Here is a 19597-nt window from a genome sequence, read left to right on the forward strand (position 1 = left end):
GACGGCGGGGGCCGCTATGCAAGTCTTGAGGGCGGGGCCCGAGTGCCTATCTTGTCCCCATGCCCGCCCACCTGACCAAGATCGCTTTCGGCGCTGCGAGCTTCGCCGATATCGAAAGCTGGTACGCCGGGCGGCGCAGTCCCCATGTCACCACCCGTTATCGGCCGACCCGGTGGGAAGAATGCATAGGCGGTTCGCTGTTCTGGATTCACCAGCACAACATCGTCGCCCGCTCGAAAATCCTCGGCTTTTCGCAAACCGACAACGGCCGCTGGCTGATCGAGCTGGAGCCCAATCTCGTGCGCGTGATGCCAAGGCCCAAGCGGGCGCACCAGGGCTGGCGATACCTGAAAGGGGAGCCGCCGCGCGATCTGGAGGACGGCGAGGAGATCGGCGACGTGCTGCCCGGCAAGCTGGCCGGGAAACTCCAGCGGTTGGGCCTTATCTGAGACAACTCTTTCGAAATCCGGTAGTTATCGCGTCCCAACCTCATTGTGCATTGCAACATAACTCGTTATCGAGAGGAGGAACAAAAACTCCCTCCGGCGGTTCAGTCGCCATGGCAAATTCGAAGGACACGCGCGTGGACCAGACATTGATGCGCCGCCTGCACGAGGCCTGTCGTCCGTCCTATTCCCATAGCGCCTTTGCCTTGCGTGCGCAGGATGATGGCGACTACGTGGCCGAGCGTGGGCAGCGCGTAGTCAAGCATTCTACGCTGGGCGCTTCCATCAACTTTCTTGCGCCAGAGCGGCTGTCGCGGACCTAGGTCGCGTTTACCTGCCCACCGGCGCGGCATTCATGGAAATCCGTTCGGAACATTGCCCCTCCCCATCCCGTTGAACGGGAAAGGAGAATGCAAATGCCAGAACGCCAGAGCCGCCACCCCGACAACGACCTGATCGAAGGCATGCAGGATGGTGCCACGCCGTCGCAGGGCAGCCGGTCGGGCGGCGAAGTGAACACCCGCGTCGGCACGCGCGACGAGATCAATCGCGCCACGGACCCAGACAACCGCGAGCCCGAAGTGGGCAGCGACAATCCGGCAGACGACGCGAAGAAAGGCCCGAAGACCCGCGCCGCCATCCAGGACGAGCGCAACGATTCGTAACTAGGCCGCCGCTTCCATCGAAGCGATTTTCAGCAGGGCGCTCGCGAACCCTTCCGGTTCCTGGGCGCCCTGTAGCATGTACTTGTGGTTGATGACGAAAGTCGGCACCGCAGAGATGCCGCCAGACACGCCGCGTTCTTCCTCCGCGCGCACAGCGAGCTCCAACGCCTCGTCGTCCAGCGCCTTTCGCGCTGCCTTGCCATCAAGGCCCGCCTCTTCGCAGATAGCGACAAGCACGTCCCGGTCCGCCATGTTGCGGCGTTGCTGGAAGTGCGCGGCGAACATCGTCTCCTTCAGTTTCGTCTGCTCTGCCGGTCCGTAGGCTGCCAGCGCCCAGCGCAGCAGCTTGTGGCAATCGAAGGTGTTCCACATCATCGCGGGCGGTTCCTCGCCCCCATTTTCGTTTTGGCCCTGCCAGGAGATGGGGAAACCCACACGCTCCGCCGCGCCTTCCAGTTCGGCGCGCATCGCGGCAATCTCGTCCTCGCCGCGGTTGTAGGTCTTGGCCAGGTGCTCGGCCTGCAACTTGCCCTCGGGCGGCATCTGCGGGTTGAGTTCGAAGGGCATCCACCGGATCGTCACCTCCACGTCGCTGCCCGCCAGCCGCACGCCCTCGGCAAAGCTGCGCCAGCCAACGAGGCACCACGGGCACATCACGTCGGACCAGATATCGACGATCATCGGATGGCTCATGCCATGTTCTCCAGCCAGTATTCGAACAGGTAATGCGCGATAGCCGTGTGCGGCGGCGGCAGGAAGCTCTGCGCGTCCTTCGGGTTCGCCATCGCATCGGCCACCTCCTCGCGGGTGAACCAGCGCGCGTCCTCGATCTCGGTCTCGTCGATGGTGAGTTCGCGGCTATCCGCAAAGGAATGGCAGCCGATCATCAACTGGCTGGGGAACGGCCACGGCTGGCTGGCAATGTAGGACACATCGCGCACCCGCACGCCAACCTCTTCCCACACCTCGCGCTTCACGCCTTCCTCGATACTTTCGCCGGGCTCAATGAACCCGGCAAGCGCGGAATAGCTGCGTTCCGGCCAGCCCTTTCCGCGCCCGACAAGCAGCGCGCCATCACGCTCCACCAGCATGATCGCGACCGGGTCGACGCGCGGGAAATGCTGCCCCTCGCAGGACCCGCAGTTGCGCTGCCAGCCGCCCTTGGCAATGTGCGTGCGCTCTCCGCAGCGGGCGCAGAAGCGGTGCCGTGCGTGCCAGTCCGCGATGGAGCGCGCGCCGCCGAACAGGGCCAATTCCTCGGCCGGCAGTTGCATCAGAGCCAACATGGTCTCGCGTATCGTGACGGCCTGGCGCATGTCACCCTCGGGCGGTACGGCGACGAACAGCGGCGCCCCGCCCCGCAGGCCGAGGTAGACGAGTTCCGCTTCCTCGCTCACGCCCGAAAGGTCGCTCGTCAGCAGCGCGCCGCCGTCGTCAAACCGTGGCATTACGCCATCGAGGGCCACCAGCCGCGCATCGTCCCTTGCTCGAAGCTGCGCCAGTTGCGCAGGGTCGGCGCGGGCGTGATCGTCGCGGTCGAGATCGTGACCGGTGAAGGCGAGTGGTGTGGTCATCAACCCTGCATCATCCTTGCTGCGTCGCGCGCCACGGCGAGCGGGAAATCGCCCTGCACGTCGTAGGCATCGGCGGGCATGTATTGCGTCATCAGCGTGTGGCGCAGGCCCCAATTCGTGTTGACGAGCCCTACGGTGCCCGCAGCGCCGAACCAGCCGAACAGCCCTGCTGCAGCACCCGTGCCGACAAGTCCGCCTGCACCGAAACCAAAACGGCGCCCGTTCCGCTCGAACCCGCCGTTAGCGGCCAGCGTTTCAGGGAACAGGTCTGATGTAGCGAGCGCCACCGCCGCTTCGCTCGCGACCTGCGTACCCTCGATCACCCCGCGTCCGGCCAGCATTTGCAGGAAACGATCATAGTCGTGCGCGCTGGAAACAAGCCCTGCCCCGCCGAAGGGGAAAGCAGGCTCGTCCAGATAGACCGAGCTTTGCGGCAGATCGATCGGCACGGGTATTCCGCCCAGTAGGAAGTAGTTGCCGGTAAACCGCTGAACGTCGCCGTGAGCCACGCGGAAACCGGTGGAGGTCATGCCGCACGGCGTGAAGATGCGCTCTTGCAGGAAGCTGTCGAACGACTGCCCACTCACCACCTCGATCACCCGGCCCAGCAGGTCGAGGCTGACCGAATAGCTCCAGCGCGTGCCTGGCTGGTAGACAAGCGGCAGCTCCGCCAGTCCGTCCGCGAAGTCCGCCAGCGAACGCGCGGGCTGACCGCCAAAAATCTCCTGCGCGATGGCCATGTTGCTGACCTTGCCAGGCACGATGCCGTTGGCGCGGTAGGCGGCGCTGATCGGCCCGTCCTGAATGATGGTGTAGCCAAGGCCCGCCGTGTGGGTGAGCAGGTGGCGAATGGTGATGGGCCGCGCCGCAGGCTCCAGGTTGTCGCGCGTGATCGGCCCGTCGTACCGGCGCTGCACCTGCATGTTGGCGAAGGCCGGCAGCACGTCTGCCAGCGGCTGGTCCAGCTCCAGCAGGCCATCGGCGATCAGCATGACCGTGGCCATCCCGGTGATCGGCTTCGTCATCGAATAGATGCGAAACAGCGTATCCGCGTCCACCGCGCCGCGACCGCCGAACGTGCGTGTGCCGGCAGCGATGGTATCGGCCTCTCCCTGGCCAAGGCCCACGCGCGCCACCATGCAGGCAACGATGTCGCGCTCGACATAGCCGTTCACGAAATTGGCAACCGTGGGCCAGCGAGTGGCGGCCGCTTCGCGCGCGAACAGCGGATCGGCGAAGGGCAGCGAGGCCGCAACGGCCCCCGCCCCCAGCATGGCGGAGGAGCGCAGCATCGTGCGGCGGGATACGAACTGGGAAGCGGATTCGTGGAGCATCGGGCAGGCGACCTTCGGCAAGCGTGTAGCGTGAAGCAAGGCTTAGGCAGCGAAAATGGATGCCGCAACCTTGCACCCGCCTGCTGTGTTACCTATCTATAACACATGCTGAACATCATCTCGATTCTCATCGGACTGCTGTCCCTGCTCATCGTCATCCCCGCGCAGATCCCGCTGCTGGGCTGGGCCAACTGGATCGCCCTCCCCTTCATCGTTGTGGGTATCGTGATCGGACAGCTTTCCAGCAGCAATTCGGGCCGCAATTTCTGCCTGATCGTGCTGCTGATCGCTGCCGTACGCCTGACTTTGGGCGGCGGGATTTTCTAAGTTCGTCTTGCGCTCACGCCTCCGCGTGAGCGTCCTCGCTAGATGCGCAGCGTTGCTGCGCCCGCTGCGGGGCGGCCGCATGGCCTTGCGGTGTGCTACGCCCACCGGTGCAGCTATTCCGTTTCCCGGCCCGCCAGCACCAGCCGGGCGGCCTTCAGGAATAGCGTCGGCAATCCGGCATCGTCGATAGCGTCGACGGGCCACCACTCGCCCTCGCCATGCGGCGAAGGATCGTCGCCTGCGTGAACGGCCACGCCCAGTTCGATGTCGAAATGGGTGAAGCCGTGGCGCACCACGCCCGCCGCTCTCCACGCCCCTGACACAGGCGCATCGCCCTCCCCATCACCGCGAGCGGACCAGCCGTCGTCCGGCAAGGCGCGCATTCCGCCCAGCATTCCGGTGCCGGGACGTTTCACCAGCCAGACCCTGTCCTCCCGCTCGATCCAGAAGGCCGTACCCGTGCGGCTGGGCTTGGCCTTCTTCTTCGCCTTCACCGGCAGTTCCAGCGGATCGCCCTCCGCCCGCGCGCGGCAATCGGCATTAAGCGGGCACAGCAGGCACCGCGCATCGCGCGCGGTGCAGATCGTTGCGCCAAGGTCCATCATGGCCTGCGCAAAGTCGCCTGCGCGCCGCTCCGGCGTGATCGTGTCGGTCGCCGCGCGGATCGCCGGGCGCGATGCAGGAAGCGGCTCGCGAATGGCGAACAGGCGGGAGACCACCCGCTCGACGTTGGCATCGACCACCACGGCGCGCTTGCCAAAGGCAATCGCTGCTACAGCCGCCGCGGTATAGGCGCCCAGCCCCGGCAGCTTACGTAGTTCGGCTTCTGTATCGGGAAAGCCGCCCTGAGCGGCCACTTCCTTCGCGCATTTCACGAGGTTGCGCGCCCGCGAATAGTAACCGAGGCCCGCCCAGGCGGCCATCACATCGTCGTCCGGCGCGGCGGCCAAAGCCTCCACCGTTGGCCAGGTCCTGGTGAATTTCTCGAAATAGGGCGCGACGGCGGCCACGGTCGTCTGTTGCAGCATCACTTCGGACAGCCATACGCGATAGGGATCGGGCGCAGGTGCGCCGGGTGTGCTGCGCCACGGCAGGGCGCGGGCGTGGCTATCGTACCAGGCCAAAAGCTTGTCTGAAACGGTGGCGGACACGCCGCGCCTATGGCATGGGAGCGCCAGCCATGGAACGCGACACGCCATCGAAATCGGGGAAGACTGCCAGGAAGGTGCCCAGGAAAGGCGCCAAGCCCTACCAGCGGCCGCGTGGCGGCCCGGCAAGGCCGGTTTCCGAACTGGTGCCGCAGATCGGCCGCGCGGCTTTCCGCCGCTATGGCTTCGTGCAATCGAGCGTCGTCACCCGCTGGCCGGAAATCGTAGGCGAACATCACGCCAAGGTCTGCGCGCCTGAAAGCATCCGTTTCCCGCCGGGCGAGAAGAGCGAAGGCATCCTGCAACTCGTCGTGCTGCCCGCCCATGCGCCGCTGATCCAGCACGTGATCCCCGAAATCATGGAGCGGGTGAACCGCTTTTTCGGCTATCGCGCCGTTGCCAAGGTGAAGATGCGGCAAGGTGCGGTTAAGCCACCTGCTGCTCAGGAGAAGAGAACCACCCCGCCCTCGCTCAAGCCCATTCCGATGGAACTGGGAGACAGCTTGCGTGATATCGGCGACCCCGAACTGCGGGCGGTACTGGAATCACTCGCGCGCACGGTCGCGCAGAAGGAAGAGGACGAACAGGGATGACACGCTGGGCAGCCGCCGCGCTGGTGGCCATGGCCGTGCCGATGGCCCCGGCCACGGCGCAGAACTGGAACGCGGAAGTGGTCGAGACGGAGCAGGGATACCGCGTCGGCGATCCCGAGGCCCCACTCCAGATCATCGAATTCATCAGCTACACCTGCCCTCACTGCGCCACTTTCGACAGGGAAGCGGAAGCGGAACTGCGCTATCACTACGTCCACGAAGGCTACGCCGCCGTGGAAGTTCGGCACATGATCCGCAACCCGGTGGACCTTGCCGCCGCGCTGCTGACCGAATGCGGAAACCCCTCGCGCTTCTTCGACAATCACAAGGCCGTGCTGGCGACGCAGGACGATTGGCTCGCCACCGCCCGCGGCCTCACCCAGGCGCAAATGGCGCGCTGGGCCAGCGGCAGCGTGGGCAACCGGATGCGCGCCATTGCCTCGGACCTCGGCCTCGACGACCTGATGGAAGGCCGCGGCTATTCCGCCAGCGAAGTCTCCGCGTGCCTGAACGACGAGAGCCGCGCGCTCGAAATCGCCGAGAAATCAGAGGCCAATGTCGCCGAATATGCCGTTCCGGGCACGCCCAGCTTCGTGCTCAACGGCACCCTGCTGGAAGGCGTGCACGCGTGGCAGCCGCTGCGCCAGGCGCTGGTCGCCGCGCGGCAGGATAACGAATAGGGCAGACCGAATAGGGGACAAGCCTGTGCAAAAGCGCCGATTTACGCATAGAGGCGCTTTCCAAACACCAACCATCCGGTTCTAATCTGCGCATTCGCCTGATTGGGCCGGCCAAGATCATGACGGGAAGATTATTGCCATGACCATTTCGCGCCGTATCGCTTTCGCCACTCTCGCAGCGCCTCTGGCGCTGGGCCTCGCCGCATGCGGCGACAGCGCAGAAGGCGAACTCACTTCCAGCGAACCGATCGAACACATCGCGGCCCCCGATGGGCAGGCATGGACCGACATGGTGCAGGTGACGGACGCAGACGGCTACCTGATGGGCAATCCCGATGCGCCGATCAAGCTCATCGAATACGGCTCGCTCACCTGCGGCGCCTGCGCCAACTTCGCGCAGACCGGGGCCGACGCGTTGAAGGAAGACTATGTCTCCACCGGCGTCGTCTCGTTCGAACTGCGCAACCAGGTGCACAACGCTTTCGACCTGACGCTGGCGGCGCTGGTGCGCTGCTCCGCGCCGGAAAGCTTCCACCCGCTGGCCGACCAGGTGTGGAAGAACTTCAACGACGTGATGGGCCAGATGCAGGGCGGGCAGGCGCAGCTTGCCAACCTGTCCGACGTGCCGGACGAGCAGCGGTTCGTCGCCATTGCCGATGCCGCCGGTTTCCTCGATTTCTTCGCCGCCCGCGGCATCAGCCGCGACCAGGCCGCCGCCTGCCTTGCCGATACCGAGGAAGTGATGGCCATCGGCGATCGCTCGGAACAGCAGTCCGAGGAACTGGGCGTCAATGCCACCCCCACCTTCATCCTCAACGGCCGCGTTCTGGAAGAGCGTAGCTGGGAAGACCTGGAAAGCGTGCTGCAGACCGCAGGCGCGCGTCCGGCAGAGGGATAAGGGGTAGCGGCGGGCGCTTATGGAGTTTCGCAAGCTCAGACTTAGCGGCTTCAAGAGCTTCGTAGAGCCCGCCGAACTGCGCATAGAACCCGGCCTGACGGGCGTTGTCGGCCCCAATGGCTGCGGCAAGTCCAACGTGCTGGAAGCGATCCGCTGGGTGATGGGGGAGAATTCCCCCAAGTCCATGCGATCGGGCGGCATGGAAGACGTGATCTTCGCCGGCACCGCCAACCGCCCCCCGCGCGATTTTGCCGAGGTCGTGCTGCACGCCGTCGACGACGAGGGTGAGCCGCTGGACGTGACGCGCAGGATCGAGCGCGGCGCGGGCAGCGCCTATCGCCTTAACGGCAACGACGTGCGCGCCAAGGATATCGGCCTGCTGTTCGCCGATGCCGCCACTGGCGCGCATTCGCCCGCCCTCGTCAGCCAGGGCAAGATCGCGCAGGTCATTGCCGCCAAACCCACCGAGCGGCGCATGATGCTGGAGGAGGCGGCGGGGATCGCCGGCCTTCACGTTCGCCGCCGCGACGCGGAGAGCAAGCTTCGCAGCACGGAGAAGAACCTCGAACGGCTCGAGGATCTGATGTCGAGCCTCGATTCGCAGATCGGCTCGCTCAGGCGGCAGGCAAAGCAGGCCGAGCGGTACAAGGTGCTGTCGGACCAGATCCGCGTGGCCGAGGCGCGGCTTGTCTTCGCCCGCTGGCGCGATGCCGCCGCTGCGGCCGAAGCTGCGCGCAAGCAGGCAAAGGGCGCGGACGAGGCGGTTGCCGATGCGCAGGCCGCCGCGAAAGAAGCGCAGAAGGCGCAGGCCGCGCTGGCGGAATCGCTCCATGAATTGCGAGACGAACTGGCCGACCGCCGCGACGATGCCAGCGCCCACGGGCACCGCATGGCGGCGCTCGTCAGCCAGCTGGAAGCGGCAGAGCAACGCCTGAAAGACCTCGATCGGCAGCAAACCCGCCTCGAGGAAGACAAGATCGACGCGGACCGCATGACGCGCGACGCCGCCAATGCCCTGAAGGAGCTCGAATCCGCGCTCGACAAGGGCGCGAAGGCGCTGGTGGCGGACGAGGCGAAGCGCCCCGATATCGCCAAGGCCGTCGACAAGGCGGAGAGCGAGGGGCGCAAGGCCGAACTCGCGCTGGCCAAGGCCACGGCGGACCACGCCGGTGTCGAGGCGGAGTGGCGCGTGGCGGAAGCGGAGATCGCGCAGGCGCAATCGCGGGTGGATCGGCTTGAGGCCGAAAAACGGAGGCTGGAGGATCAACGCGCGGCGCTTCTGGGCGAAAGCGATCCCGAGGAGGATGTTGCCGCTGCGCAGAAGTCCGCCGAAGAAGCCGCGGCGCGGCTGGCGCAGCTTCGCGAGGGGCTGGAACAGGCCCGCTCCCGAAAGGACGAACTCGCCGACGCGCGCGACGAGGCCGCCTCGCAGCTGTCCACCGCCCGCGCCGAACTCGCGGGCGTGGAGCGCGAGTGGCAGGCGCTGAAGCGCGACCGCGAGGCGCGCGAGCGGCAGAAAAAGGGCGGTCACGGCCTGCCCGCCGCGCTCGATCGCGTGTCGGCCGAGCCGGGCTATGAACGCGCGCTGGCCGCTGCACTGGGCCGCGATGCGAAAGCGCCGCTTGGTTCGCCCGATGCCAAGGCGGAAGGCCGCTACTGGACCGGCTCCAAGTCCCCCGCCCCCGTTGCAGACAGCCTTGCCGCGCACGTGCGCGATTGCCCGCAGGAACTCGCCGCGCGGCTGGCGCTGGTCCACGTTGCCGAGAGCGACGACGGGCGCGAACTGAAACCCGGCGAGTGGCTGGTGACGAAGGACGGGTTCCTGCGCCGCTGGGACGGTTTCGTCGCTCGCGGCGAAGGCGCTGCCGAGGCGGCACGGCTGGAAGCGGACAATCGCTTCGCCGCGCTGGAGGGCGAATTGCCCGCGCTGCGCGAGACCGTCGAGGCGGCAACTTCCGCTCAAGACACGGCACAGGCGGAACTGTCGGACCTCCAGCGCGACCTGGTGGCGCAGGAGCGCGGTATCAACGAGGCATCCGAGGCCGAACGGCAGGCTCTGCGCGCGCTCGACCAGGCGGAGGCTCGCCGCGAACGCCTCGCCGCCCGGCGCGAGGAACTGGCGGAAAGCGGCAAGGATCTGGACGAACAGAAAGCAGCAGCACTCGCCGACCTCGAAGCCGCAAGGGCGAAAAAGGCCGACCTGCCCGATCCCGAGAGCGGCCGCGCTGCGCTGGAGGCCGCCCGCGCCAAAAACGAGGCCGCGCGCGAGGCCGCCCAGTCCGCCGCCGCTGCGCTTGCCTCGCACGACCAGGCGCTGGCGGTGTCGCGCGAACGCGTGGCCACGCAGCGCAAGGACATGGCCGCGTGGCAAGCCCGCGCAGGCGATGCCGCAAACCGCCTTGCCGGCATGGAAGCCCGGTTCGAGGAAATCGCCGAGGAACGCGCCGTCATTGCCGCCAAGCCCGCCGGGCTGATGAAGGAAATTGAGGGTGGCGAGACCGTGCGTGCGCGGCTTGGCGAGGAATTGGCGAAAGCCGAGGCCGCCGTGCGCGAAACCGAGGAACAGGCCCGCGCCGCCGACGCGAAGCTCAACGATGTCAACGAAACGCTCTCCGCCGCGCGCGAGAACCGCGCCACGCTCGCCACGCGCGCGGAAAACGAGGAGCAGCGGCGCGAGGAAATGGCGCGGCTTTCCGGCGAACGCTTCCAGTCACCGCCGCCACTGCTGCCGTCAAAGTTCGAATTCGACGAAGGAAGCGTGAAGGACTCCGCCGCCGAGAGCGAGGAAATGGATCGCCTCACCGCCAGCCGGGAGCGGATCGGGCCGGTCAACCTCGTCGCTGCCGACGAACTGGAGCGCATCGAGGCCGAGCACGGCGCGAGCGCTGCGGAACAGGCCGAACTGGCCGAAGCAGTAGCGCGGCTGCGCGGTTCCATCGGCAATCTCAACCGCGAAGGGCGCGAGCGGCTGCGCAAGGCGTTCGAGGAAGTGGACGGCCATTTCCGCAAGCTGTTCGCGCGCCTGTTCGACGGCGGGCAGGCACACCTCGCGCTGGTGGACAGCGACGATCCGCTGGAAGCGGGCCTCGAGATCTACGCCCAGCCGCCGGGCAAGCGGCTCCAGTCATTGAGCCTGCTTTCAGGCGGCGAACAGGCGCTGACCGCCACGGCGCTGATCTTCGCGCTGTTCCTCACCAATCCTGCTCCGATCTGCGTGCTGGACGAAGTCGACGCGCCATTGGACGATGCCAATATCGAGCGTTTCTGCGACTTGCTGGACGCGATGAACCGCGACACGAAAACGCGCTACCTGATTGTCACCCATAACGCCGTCACCATGAGCCGGATGCATCGCCTGTTCGGCGTGACCATGGTGGAACGCGGCGTCTCCCGCCTGGTCAGCGTGGACCTGGGCGAAGCTGAAGCGATGGCAGCTGAATAATAAAGGGGCGCCGCAAGCAGCGCCCCTTCCCCCTGTGGATCGGGTGTTTGGTCGATCAGTCGTTCCAGACGAGGCGGCGCAGCAGCATGTCGCTGCCGACCCGGCGGTATTCGGCGCGGCCGGCCGATGCTTCCTGCATCTGTTCCCTCGTCATCTGCATGTGCGCGCGCATGGCTTCGCCCCGCGCCTGCCCGTCTTCTGTCGATGGCCATTCGGAGTAGCGGACGAGCAGGTAAAGGTCCGGCTCGCCATCACGGGCATAAGTGTTGGCGAGAATTTCGTAGCTGTCGATCCAGCCCTGCTCGACCTGGAAATCCATCGAGCTGCGCCACATGCTGGCAAGGTGATTGGCATATTCGAGCTGGTGCCCGTCATCGATATGGATCGCGCTCACGTCGACATATTCGGCAGGCCGCAACGGCTGCTCCTGTGCGGCGACGGCGGCCGGTAGCGCGACAGCCAGGGTAACGGCGGCGGCGGTGCATTTGATCAGATTATTCATGATAGAGTCCCCCTGTAGAGCCGCGGCGGGAATTCACCGCAGCAGCGCCGGGAGACGGGCGACCCATCCAGAAACTGGCTGCCCCCTATTGGCAGGCGTAATAATCTATCTTTTTACACCAGAGTCAATTCGCAGTGCAGCAAGAGACCGCTGCGTCAGTCGAGAACCGCCCGCGGCCCCGGCCCTTTCAGGCCCAGCTTGTCGTCCTTGTTGTAGAGCTGGCACTTCGTCAGGCTGAGGCAGCCGCAACCGATGCACTGGTCCAGCTGGTTGCGCGTGCGGTTGAGCAGGGTGATCTTCTCGTCGATCTGTTCGCGCATCGCGCGGCTGATCCTGCGCCAGTCCTCAAGCGTGGGGTTGCGCCCTTCGGGTAGCTGCGCGAGGTGATCCTCGATTTCCGAAAGGCCCAGCCCCAGTTTCTGGGCGATCAGCACGAAGCTGACCCGGCGGATATCGCTGCGCAGGTAACGCCGCTGATTACCGCCGCTGCGCAGGGGATGGAGCAGCCCCTTCTCCTCGTAAAACCGCAGCGCAGACACCGCGACGCCGGTGCGTTTCGAAAGCTGGCCGATGCTGATGAAGTGCGCCTGCAAGACTTGTCCCCGCTATCCCCGATTTCCACAAATGCTTGACCTCAACTTAGCTTGAGGTTGCATGAAAGGGCAAGCAGCGATTCGCAGGTGGCTTGAAATGACATCACGTTCTCGTTGTGAAACAGAAACTTGGAACAAGGAACTGCCATCATGTCGCAAGGTCGAATCGAACACGTCAATCTCACCGTCAGCGATGCCGAGCGTTCGGCGGCGCTGTTCACGAAGCTGTTGGGCTGGCACGAACGCTGGCGCGGGGCGTCCAAACTGGGCGGTCGTACGATCCACCTTGGCGAGCGAGACACCTACCTCGCGCTTTACAGCGACGACGAAGGTGCCGAGCGGCGCGAGAAGGGCAAGCCGCTCAACCACGTCGGCTTCGTGGTTGACGATCTGGATGCGGCAGTGCGCGTTATCAGGGATGCAGGGCTGGAGCCCTTCAACCACGGCGCCTACGATCCCGGCCCGACCAGCTTCTATTTCTTCGACTGGGACGGGATCGAGTTCGAAGTCGCCAGCTACGCCTGACGGCGACCGGGCGGCGTCAGAAGGCTTCTTCGTAGACGCGCGAAATGTCGCCGCCCCACTCGCCGTGATACTTGTCGAGCAGGCGCTGGGCGGGCACCTTGCCGCTCTCCACGATCTCCTTGAGCGGGGCGAGGAAGCCGCTTTCGTTGTCGCCCATCGAGTTCTGCCGTCCACGCGCCACCAACCCGTCGTGCGCGATATCGAGCACGTGGCGGGCGAGGTCGCGAAGGGTTCCACCACGCGGCAGCGGCGCGTCGAGCGCCTGCGCCGGCACGGCATTGCGCAGGTGCTCGCGCTCTTCCATCGTCCAGCCCTTCACCAGGTCCCAGGCGGCATCGAGCGCGGCATCGTTGTAAAGCAGGCCGACCCACAGCGCGGGCAGCGCGCAGATGCGGTTCCACGGCCCGCCATCGGCGCCGCGCATTTCGAGGAAGCTTTTCAGGCGCACCTCGGGGAAGGCGGTGGAGAGGTGATCTTCCCAGTCGCTGGCGGTCGGCTTCTCGCCCGGCAGCGCGGGCAGTTCGCCCTTCAGGAAGTCGCGGAAGCTCTGTCCGGCGGCATGGATGTAGGTGCCGTCGCGGTAGACGAAGTACATCGGCACATCGAGCATGTAGTCGACGTAGCGTTCGTAGCCGAAATCGTCGTCGAACACGAAAGGCAGCATGCCGGTGCGGTGCGGATCGGTGTCCGACCAGATGTGGCTGCGATAGGAGAGGAAGCCGTTGGGCTTACCCTCCGTGAACGGTGAATTGGCGAACAGCGCGGTGGCGAGCGGTTGCAGCGCGAGGCCGGTGCGGAACTTCTTCGCCATGTCCGCCTCGCTCGAATAGTCGAGGTTCACCTGGATGGTGCATGTGCGCAGCATCATGTCGAGACCGAGGTTGCCCACGCGCGGCATGTGGTTGCGCATGATCTCGTAGCGCTGCTTGGGCATGATCGGCAGGTCTTCGCGCGCCTTGTCCGGCCACATGCCGAGGCCAAGAAAACCGACGCCACATGCCTCGCCCACCTGCTTGCACTGGTCGAGGTGGCGACCGGTTTCGGCGCAGGTCTGATGCAGCGTTTCCAGCGGGGCACCCGACAGCTCAAGCTGGCCCGCAGGCTCCAGGCTGATGGTGCCGTCGCTGCCGCTCATGGCAATGGTATTGACGGTGCCATCCGGCCCGCGCTCCTTCACCGGCTCCCAGCCGAACTGCCGCATCGACATCAGGATGTCGTGGATGCCGCCTTCCTCGTCGTAGGAAGGCGCGTGGAAATCTGCGGTCTTGAAGACGAGCTTCTCGTGCTCCGTGCCGATGCGCCATTTCTCGCGTGGCTTCTCGCCAGCCTGCATGGGTGCGACCAGCTGGTCGCGGCTTTCGATCACGGGCTCCTGCCCCTCGGATGCCTTGCGCGTGCTCATGGTTGCCAGCCTCTAGCGGATCATGCCGCCGAAGCCAGCAGCAAATTGACCTTGCCCCGGTTCAGGCGTCGCCACCCCAGTCGCCCGCCAGCCCCATCCACAGGGCGACCGCCGCCAGCGCAGCAGTCTCTCCGCGCAGGATGCGGGGGCCGAGCGAAATCGGGCGGGCTTGCGGATGGGCACGGATCGCCTCGCGCTCGGCATCGTCGAAGCCGCCTTCGGGGCCGGTGAGGATGGCAGCCTTGTGCGCCCCCTCCCCGCGTTCAGGATACTTGGTGAAGGTGAACGCCTCCGCCGCGGGTGTGCCGCCTTCCTCGTCGGCGAAGAACAGCAGGCGGTCTTCCGGCCAATCGCGCAACAGGGCATCGAGTTTCTGCGGCGCTTCCAGCGCGGGCAAGGCGGTGCGGGCGCACTGCTCCGCCGCTTCGGTTACGATGGTGCAGGCACGGTCGGGGTTCAGCTTGTCCGCCACGCAGCGGCGGGTGACGACGGGATGGATGGCGGCGACGCCAAGCTCGGTTGCCTTCTCCAGCACCATGTCGAACCGGTCTTTCTTCAGCAGCGCGGGGCACAGCCAGAAGTCGGGCACGGCCTCGCGTTCGCGCAGCTTTTCGCTGACGGTGAGCGAGACGGCGCGCTTGCCAGCTTCATCAACCGTGGCCAGCCATTCGCCGGTCACGTCGTCGCACAGGATCACCGCATCGCCCGGCGACACGCGCATGACCTTGGCGAGATAGTGGCCCTGCTGACCGTCGACGGACAGCACCTGCCCTTCGGCAAGGGCGGTCTCCACGAACAGGCGCGGGGCGGACTTGGGCGGCCAGGCTGGCGTTGCGGGCATGGCTTTCCACTAGGGCCAAGCGCGGCTAACAGGCAAGCCATGTCCCCCTCTCGTGCCCAGTCCGAAACCGTAACTCCCGACAGCGAGCACAAGTCGCTGGCCGAACGCCTGCCGCAGCCCGCGCGCGACTATGCCCTGCTGGCGCGGTTCGACAGGCCCATCGGCTGGTGGCTCCTGTTCTGGCCCTGCGCCTGGGGCACCTGGCTGGCAGGCGCTGGCCTGCAATGGCAGCTTGTCGCGTGGTTCCTGCTGGGCAGCATCGCCATGCGGAGTGCCGGTTGCGTCTACAACGACATCGTCGACCGCGATCTCGACAGCAGCGTGTCGCGCACGGCCAATCGCCCCATCGCTAGCGGCCGGGTGAGCCGGAACCAGGCGTGGATATGGCTGCTGGTACTGTGCGGCGTGGGCCTCGTCGTCTTGCTCCAATTACGCTGGCAGGCGCAACTGGTGGCGCTCGGCAGTCTTGCACTGGTGGCGGCCTATCCTTTCATGAAGCGGATTACCTGGTGGCCGCAGGCGTGGCTGGGCCTCGTCTTCACCTGGGGCGCGCTGGTTGGCTGGACGGCGCTGCGGGATGACAACCTCGGCGTGATGCTGGCACTCTACGCGGGCGCGTTCTTCTGGTGCATGGGATACGACACGATCTACGCCATGCAGGACCGGGAGGACGATGCGCTGGTGGGCATCAAGTCTTCCGCCCTGCGCCTTGGCAACAAGGTAAAGCCGGGCGTCGCGGGCTTCTATGCCGCCGCCGTGGCGCTCTGGGCGCTGGCCTTCTGGCAATTGCGCGGAGACTGGATCGCGCTGCTTGCGCTGGTTCCAGCGGCCCTGCACCTTGGATGGCAGGTGATGACGCTGGACGGAGACGATCCGATGAATCCGCTCAGCCGCTTCCGCTCGAACCGCTATGCAGGCGCGCTGGTAGCAGCCGCGTGCTTCGTTGTGGGCAATGCGGGCGGCTGACGACCTATTCCGCGGGTTGCGGCACCGGGGCGGCCTTTCGCGGGTTCGCACGATGGAAGAGACGCGCAAGGCGGGAGGTGATGATGCCGTTCTCCTGCATCCAGTCGCAGTATTCGCGATACTTCGGATCTTCGGCCAGCAGGTGCGCTTCTTCCGTGCGTGCGCGCCAGTAGTAGATGGCGCTGACCACACCCAGGAACACGGTATTGCGGATCGCATCCGTCAGGGTGTCAGAAGTGACGAGGAAGGGCATGTAGCAGAACCACCAAAAGGCGTTCTTGGAGAGGTAGGCCGGATGCCGCGTGTAGCGATACGGCCCGTTGGTAATCACCCCGCGATAGGTGAGATTGGAAAAGCGGATGCCGAAAGCCACCGTCGCCCACGCATAGATGCCGGTAAGGAACACCAGCCACGCCGCCCACAGGTAGAGCATTGGCTGATTTCCGGCGAACCAGTAGGCCCAGTCGGCGGTGTTGTATTCGTACTGGATCATCCCGCCCTCACCCATGATGCCATAGACGAACGGCGGATAGCACAGCAACGCGGCCACCCACCCGGCAAGGAACGGGTTGCCGCTGCGGATGTGTGCGTCCAGCGGCCTCAGCGTCAGCAGATAGCCGACGGTGCCGATCTGCACGTCGATCACGAACAGCAATTCGAATAGCGTCACGCCAAGACGGACCGGATCGTTCAGGATATCCGCGCCGCTGGCCTCCACCACGGCAGCGAAACCGGGCGGGAGGATGCCGATCATGAATGCGCTGAAGAACGCCTTGATGATCCATGCGCGCCAGTGCTTCTTCACCTGCTCGCCGTCCCACGCCTCGCGCCCCACCAGCATGGCGCCGAAGTGCCAGCAATGGTCCCTCGGGTTCACCATCACCCGGTCGATCCAGATGACGTAGGGCACGGAAAGGACGCACATGGGCACCACGGCCCAGCCGATCACCTGCATGGCGAACAGGTAATTGCCGTCCCAGTACCAGCGACCAAGCATATAGAACGCGCCGATGATGAACCACGTGGCCCACAGCCCGGCAAGCTTGGTGGTAGACACGTCCAGCACTTCTGACACCGGCCGGCGGCGCGACCAGTCTATGCCGGTGCTGGGATTGCGGTGGACCTTTTCCACCAGCACCGACCATGCCGCCATGGCTATGCCCGTCAGCACCATCGTTGCGAGCGCAGCGTTGGGACCGGATAGCCGCCCGCGATCGTTTGCCCAGCCCATGAACTCGCAGATTTCCGGCCAGCTGCGCGCAAGCAGGATGCAGGACAGCAGCGTGATCAGGCCGACTAGACCCACCCACGGGGAAACATCGCTGGCCGGGGGCCGCGAATCCTGCACCTTTGCGCTCATCGCCGCCGTGGTAGTAACGAAGGGTTAAAGGGCAGGTAACACCTTGCCCCTTTCCCTCGCCGTTGTCCCTGTAAGGAACAGCTTAGCGGAAGGCGTGAATTTCGCCGCTGTCGTCCAGAATATAGAGGGTGTTGTTCGCCACAACCGGGGGCAGCGAGACACCGTCATCCAGCTCGGTGAAATCGGTCGCCTCGCCGGTCATCACGTCGACGCTTTTCACCACGCCGCGGCTGCTGGCGATCCACAGGCGGCCGCTGGCCAGCACCGGGCCGGTCCAGAAAATCGGGCCCTCGCGGTCTTCGGCGTCGCGCCAGCGATCGAACTGGGTGAGCCAGCGGATGCGGCCGGTGTTGCGCTGGATGGCCAGAAGCTGCGCATCGTCGGTCAGCGTGAATACCCATTCGCCCACCACGGTGGGAGTGGAGATGCCCGCCAGCGTCAGTTCCCAGATACGCTGGCCGGTCAGCAGTTCGTAGGCGGCCATGCGGCCACCCTGGCCCAGCGCATAGACGCGGCCCTGGTCGATGATGGGATCGGCATCCACGTCGGTCAGCGTACCGACCTGCGTGCTGATCGAGGTGCGCGCAAGCGCGTCGGACCACAGTTCGCGGCCATTCTCGTAACGGTAGGCCACCAGTTCGCCGGACGAGAACCCGGCAACGACAGTGCCCTGCCCGGCGGCCGGAGCGGCCACGCCGAACACGCCGGACTGGCCCGAGGCGGCGGCGCGTTGCCACACGATCTCGCCATCGTCCGTGTCGAGCGCGAAGACCTGGTTGTCCTGCGTCATCACGAACACTTCATTGAACGCAATGGTCGGCGCGCCGCGCAGCGGGCCGGCGGGCTTCGCGCGCCAGAGCTGGGCGCCGGTTTCGGCATCCAGCGCCACCACGTCGCCCACGCCGTTCGTGGCGTAGACGCGGCCATCGCTGTAGGCAGCGCCGCCGCCGAAGGTCGCGTCCCTCAGGTCGCCCGACACCTCGATCTGGTGCTGCCAGCGGCGCGCGCCGGTGGCTGCGTCGAACGCGTGAATGACGGCTGCGGTGTCCACCACGAACAGCTTTCCGCCACCCACCACGGGCGCAGCGGCAAGACGGCGGGTCTTGGTGGTGCCGGCGATGCTGGCCGTCCATGCGCGGGTGGGATTGTTGGACAGCGTGACATGGCCGGGCACTTTGGCAGCGTTGCCGCCAGCCTGAGGCCAGGCTTCGTTGGTCTGCGCAGGGGGCACCACGACCGCGACGTTCGCCAGCGCCGGGTCGGCACTGATATCGGTGGCAATGCGCGAGAGGATGGGAACGCGGTTGCCGGTGGTGGGCGTCTGGTCCTCGTCGTCCCCGCCGCCGCCGAACAGGCCACCGGCGCACCCGGCAAGAGCCAGCGCGAGCATGGGGACGGCGGTTCTCTTTGCCCAGCTACGGGCCCCGTTTCGGTTAGGGCGGTTGCGGTTCGTCATCGTCATAAATCTCGCTCTTATTCGACCAGCTCTACGGCGGGCTCTTCGAGGTCCTGTCCGGTCATTTCGGCAAGGGTGGCATCGACATCCTCGATGGCGTCGAAGCCCAGCAAGCCGGCCAGGCGGCGTGCGCGCTCCCGGATGGAGCCGGGCACATCGTCGCTTGCGGCAATGTCGACCAGCAGCGCGCCCGCCTCGTCGTTCTTTTCCTGCGCGAGGTAGGCATGGGCCACCAGCTCGCCTGCGCTGCCGTAATAGGGATTGTCCGCCACGGCCAGCGGACCGACGCGGTCGATCACTTCCTGCGGGTCCAGTTCGTCGAAACGGGCGGTAACGCTGCGAATGGTGGCAACGTCGCGCAGTTCTGCGGGCAGGTCGCCGTCATTGGCGATCTCGTTGAACAGGGCGGCCCCTGCCTCGGCATCGCCGCGTTCCACCGCGATCCCGGCGCGCAGCATCTTGGCCATGGCGGCAGTGCCGCCTTCGCCCTGTGCGAGAAGCGCCAGTTCCTCGTCGGCAATATCGATGTTGCCCGCCTCGAGTTCGTCGATGGCGACAATCAACTGATCGGACTGCTCCTCCAGGTTGCCTTCCTGGCTGCCCTGCCACCACAGGAAACCGGCGAAGGCCGCCATGGCAAGTACGAAGGCAATGCCCAGCGGCCAGCCGTATTTCTTCGCGAAATCGCCCACTTCGTCCTGACGGACGGCCTCGTCCACCTCGCGCATGAGCATGTCCTGCTCGGCATCGGCGCGTTCCCGCGACTTCGAACGGGCGGGCACGTTGGGGTTGGTCGGTTCTTTGGCCACTAGCTTTCGATCATGTCCGGATTTGATATCAAGCCG

General features: G+C 65.9%; 21 protein-coding genes. 10 read left to right on the top strand and 11 right to left on the bottom strand.

What is annotated here, in order from left to right; all coding sequences use genetic code 11:
• Positions 1-59: 59 nt before the first annotated feature.
• The 3 genes from ABFX23_RS06760 (at position 60) to ABFX23_RS06770 (ending at position 1111) form a co-directional block, all read left to right on the top strand.
• Entirely contained in the window at positions 60-449 is a 390-nt protein-coding gene (locus tag ABFX23_RS06760) for a DUF1489 family protein (RefSeq protein ID WP_346032324.1), read from the top strand.
• 110 nt (positions 450-559) lie between these two features.
• The gene (locus tag ABFX23_RS06765) at positions 560-769 is read left to right on the top strand and encodes a hypothetical protein (RefSeq protein WP_346032325.1); all 210 of its coding nucleotides are present in this window, start codon (positions 560-562) and stop codon (positions 767-769) included.
• 93 nt (positions 770-862) lie between these two features.
• Positions 863-1111 (top strand): hypothetical protein, encoded by a 249-nt coding sequence (locus ABFX23_RS06770; RefSeq protein WP_346032326.1) that lies wholly within the window; start codon positions 863-865, stop codon positions 1109-1111.
• Here ABFX23_RS06770 and ABFX23_RS06775 read toward each other — a convergent pair whose 3' ends face one another.
• The 3 genes from ABFX23_RS06775 to ABFX23_RS06785 are packed head-to-tail and all read right to left on the bottom strand — an operon-like array spanning position 1112 to position 4019.
• Positions 1112-1804, bottom strand: a complete 693-nt coding sequence (locus ABFX23_RS06775) for a DsbA family oxidoreductase (RefSeq protein ID WP_346032327.1) — start codon at positions 1802-1804, stop codon at positions 1112-1114.
• Positions 1801-2685 (bottom strand): NAD(+) diphosphatase, encoded by an 885-nt coding sequence (gene nudC / locus ABFX23_RS06780; protein ID WP_346032328.1) that lies wholly within the window; start codon positions 2683-2685, stop codon positions 1801-1803. Before nudC ends, ABFX23_RS06775 begins: the two co-directional genes overlap by 4 nt.
• Positions 2685-4019, bottom strand: a complete 1335-nt coding sequence (locus ABFX23_RS06785; RefSeq protein ID WP_346032329.1) for a serine hydrolase domain-containing protein — start codon at positions 4017-4019, stop codon at positions 2685-2687. The genes nudC and ABFX23_RS06785 overlap by 1 nt, the downstream gene beginning before the upstream one ends.
• A 105-nt stretch (positions 4020-4124) precedes the next feature.
• Here ABFX23_RS06785 and ABFX23_RS06790 point away from each other — a divergent pair, with 105 nt between their 5' ends.
• Positions 4125-4346, top strand: a complete 222-nt coding sequence (locus ABFX23_RS06790) for a hypothetical protein (protein WP_346032330.1) — start codon at positions 4125-4127, stop codon at positions 4344-4346.
• A gap of 113 nt (positions 4347-4459) precedes the next feature.
• Here the strand turns inward: ABFX23_RS06790 and mutY are convergent, their stop codons facing one another.
• Positions 4460-5545: an A/G-specific adenine glycosylase gene (gene mutY, locus ABFX23_RS06795; protein ID WP_346032331.1), complete on the bottom strand. Its 1086-nt coding sequence runs from the start codon at positions 5543-5545 to the stop codon at positions 4460-4462.
• On the opposite strand from mutY, the gene ABFX23_RS06800 reads away from it, so the two are divergent.
• The 4 genes from ABFX23_RS06800 (at position 5527) to smc (ending at position 11107) form a co-directional block, all read left to right on the top strand.
• A complete protein-coding gene (locus tag ABFX23_RS06800) occupies positions 5527-6087 on the top strand; it encodes a DUF721 domain-containing protein (RefSeq protein WP_346032332.1) in 561 nt (186 codons plus the stop codon). The genes mutY and ABFX23_RS06800 overlap by 19 nt on opposite strands.
• Positions 6084-6767 carry a DsbA family protein gene (locus tag ABFX23_RS06805; RefSeq protein ID WP_346032333.1) on the top strand — a complete coding sequence of 228 codons (684 nt, stop codon included), beginning with the start codon at positions 6084-6086 and terminating at the stop codon, positions 6765-6767. Before ABFX23_RS06800 ends, ABFX23_RS06805 begins: the two co-directional genes overlap by 4 nt.
• A gap of 139 nt (positions 6768-6906) precedes the next feature.
• Positions 6907-7665 (top strand): thioredoxin domain-containing protein, encoded by a 759-nt coding sequence (locus ABFX23_RS06810; protein WP_346032334.1) that lies wholly within the window; start codon positions 6907-6909, stop codon positions 7663-7665.
• A gap of 19 nt (positions 7666-7684) precedes the next feature.
• Positions 7685-11107 (top strand): chromosome segregation protein SMC, encoded by a 3423-nt coding sequence (smc, locus tag ABFX23_RS06815; RefSeq protein WP_346032335.1) that lies wholly within the window; start codon positions 7685-7687, stop codon positions 11105-11107.
• Between the two features lie 55 nt (positions 11108-11162).
• Here smc and ABFX23_RS06820 read toward each other — a convergent pair whose 3' ends face one another.
• A complete protein-coding gene (locus ABFX23_RS06820; protein ID WP_346032336.1) occupies positions 11163-11609 on the bottom strand; it encodes a hypothetical protein in 447 nt (148 codons plus the stop codon).
• A 155-nt stretch (positions 11610-11764) separates the two neighbouring features.
• On the bottom strand, positions 11765-12202 hold the full coding sequence (gene soxR / locus ABFX23_RS06825; protein ID WP_346032337.1) for a redox-sensitive transcriptional activator SoxR: 438 nt from the start codon (positions 12200-12202) through the stop codon (positions 11765-11767).
• A gap of 150 nt (positions 12203-12352) precedes the next feature.
• Here soxR and ABFX23_RS06830 point away from each other — a divergent pair, with 150 nt between their 5' ends.
• Positions 12353-12727, top strand: coding sequence for a VOC family protein (locus ABFX23_RS06830; RefSeq protein WP_346032338.1), 375 nt, complete (start codon positions 12353-12355; stop codon positions 12725-12727).
• A 16-nt stretch (positions 12728-12743) separates the two neighbouring features.
• On the opposite strand, the gene ABFX23_RS06835 is transcribed toward ABFX23_RS06830, so the two are convergent.
• Both ABFX23_RS06835 and ABFX23_RS06840 read right to left on the bottom strand, forming a co-directional pair.
• Positions 12744-14129 (bottom strand): glutamate--cysteine ligase, encoded by a 1386-nt coding sequence (locus ABFX23_RS06835; protein WP_346032339.1) that lies wholly within the window; start codon positions 14127-14129, stop codon positions 12744-12746.
• Between the two features lie 61 nt (positions 14130-14190).
• Positions 14191-14970, bottom strand: a complete 780-nt coding sequence (locus ABFX23_RS06840; protein WP_346032340.1) for a 16S rRNA (uracil(1498)-N(3))-methyltransferase — start codon at positions 14968-14970, stop codon at positions 14191-14193.
• Between the two features lie 39 nt (positions 14971-15009).
• Between ABFX23_RS06840 and ubiA the strand changes: the two genes are divergently transcribed.
• Complete coding sequence (ubiA, locus tag ABFX23_RS06845; RefSeq protein WP_346032341.1) at positions 15010-15936, top strand: 4-hydroxybenzoate octaprenyltransferase; 927 nt, start codon at positions 15010-15012, stop codon at positions 15934-15936.
• Between the two features lie 4 nt (positions 15937-15940).
• Here the strand turns inward: ubiA and ABFX23_RS06850 are convergent, their stop codons facing one another.
• The 3 genes from ABFX23_RS06850 to ABFX23_RS06860 form a co-directional block, all read right to left on the bottom strand.
• Positions 15941-17296 carry a methyltransferase family protein gene (locus ABFX23_RS06850; protein WP_346032342.1) on the bottom strand — a complete coding sequence of 452 codons (1356 nt, stop codon included), beginning with the start codon at positions 17294-17296 and terminating at the stop codon, positions 15941-15943.
• An 82-nt stretch (positions 17297-17378) separates the two neighbouring features.
• Positions 17379-18686: a PQQ-binding-like beta-propeller repeat protein gene (locus ABFX23_RS06855; RefSeq protein ID WP_346032343.1), complete on the bottom strand. Its 1308-nt coding sequence runs from the start codon at positions 18684-18686 to the stop codon at positions 17379-17381.
• A gap of 83 nt (positions 18687-18769) precedes the next feature.
• Entirely contained in the window at positions 18770-19561 is a 792-nt protein-coding gene (locus ABFX23_RS06860) for a tetratricopeptide repeat protein (RefSeq protein ID WP_346032344.1), read from the bottom strand.
• Between the last annotated feature and the right edge of the window lie 36 nt (positions 19562-19597).

The sequence above is a fragment of the Erythrobacter westpacificensis genome, from assembly GCF_039542285.1.
Classification (GTDB): Bacteria; Pseudomonadota; Alphaproteobacteria; order Sphingomonadales; family Sphingomonadaceae; genus Alteraurantiacibacter; species Alteraurantiacibacter westpacificensis.

Bases quoted from the DNA above. Each gene is read 5' to 3' on its own strand.
- ABFX23_RS06760 (WP_346032324.1), top strand. From the start codon at position 60: ATGCCCGCCCACCTGACCAAGATCGCTTTCGGCGCTGCGAGCTTCGCC.
- ABFX23_RS06765 (WP_346032325.1), top strand. From the start codon at position 560: ATGGCAAATTCGAAGGACACGCGCGTGGACCAGACATTGATGCGCCGC.
- ABFX23_RS06770 (WP_346032326.1), top strand. From the start codon at position 863: ATGCCAGAACGCCAGAGCCGCCACCCCGACAACGACCTGATCGAAGGC.
- ABFX23_RS06775 (WP_346032327.1), bottom strand. From the start codon at position 1,804: ATGAGCCATCCGATGATCGTCGATATCTGGTCCGACGTGATGTGCCCG.
- nudC (WP_346032328.1), bottom strand. From the start codon at position 2,685: ATGACCACACCACTCGCCTTCACCGGTCACGATCTCGACCGCGACGAT.
- ABFX23_RS06785 (WP_346032329.1), bottom strand. From the start codon at position 4,019: ATGCTCCACGAATCCGCTTCCCAGTTCGTATCCCGCCGCACGATGCTG.
- ABFX23_RS06790 (WP_346032330.1), top strand. From the start codon at position 4,125: ATGCTGAACATCATCTCGATTCTCATCGGACTGCTGTCCCTGCTCATC.
- ABFX23_RS06800 (WP_346032332.1), top strand. From the start codon at position 5,527: ATGGAACGCGACACGCCATCGAAATCGGGGAAGACTGCCAGGAAGGTG.
- mutY (WP_346032331.1), bottom strand. From the start codon at position 5,545: ATGGCGTGTCGCGTTCCATGGCTGGCGCTCCCATGCCATAGGCGCGGC.
- ABFX23_RS06805 (WP_346032333.1), top strand. From the start codon at position 6,084: ATGACACGCTGGGCAGCCGCCGCGCTGGTGGCCATGGCCGTGCCGATG.
- ABFX23_RS06810 (WP_346032334.1), top strand. From the start codon at position 6,907: ATGACCATTTCGCGCCGTATCGCTTTCGCCACTCTCGCAGCGCCTCTG.
- smc (WP_346032335.1), top strand. From the start codon at position 7,685: ATGGAGTTTCGCAAGCTCAGACTTAGCGGCTTCAAGAGCTTCGTAGAG.
- ABFX23_RS06820 (WP_346032336.1), bottom strand. From the start codon at position 11,609: ATGAATAATCTGATCAAATGCACCGCCGCCGCCGTTACCCTGGCTGTC.
- ABFX23_RS06830 (WP_346032338.1), top strand. From the start codon at position 12,353: ATGTCGCAAGGTCGAATCGAACACGTCAATCTCACCGTCAGCGATGCC.
- ABFX23_RS06835 (WP_346032339.1), bottom strand. From the start codon at position 14,129: ATGAGCACGCGCAAGGCATCCGAGGGGCAGGAGCCCGTGATCGAAAGC.
- ABFX23_RS06840 (WP_346032340.1), bottom strand. From the start codon at position 14,970: ATGCCCGCAACGCCAGCCTGGCCGCCCAAGTCCGCCCCGCGCCTGTTC.
- ubiA (WP_346032341.1), top strand. From the start codon at position 15,010: ATGTCCCCCTCTCGTGCCCAGTCCGAAACCGTAACTCCCGACAGCGAG.
- ABFX23_RS06850 (WP_346032342.1), bottom strand. From the start codon at position 17,296: ATGAGCGCAAAGGTGCAGGATTCGCGGCCCCCGGCCAGCGATGTTTCC.
- ABFX23_RS06855 (WP_346032343.1), bottom strand. From the start codon at position 18,686: ATGCTCGCGCTGGCTCTTGCCGGGTGCGCCGGTGGCCTGTTCGGCGGC.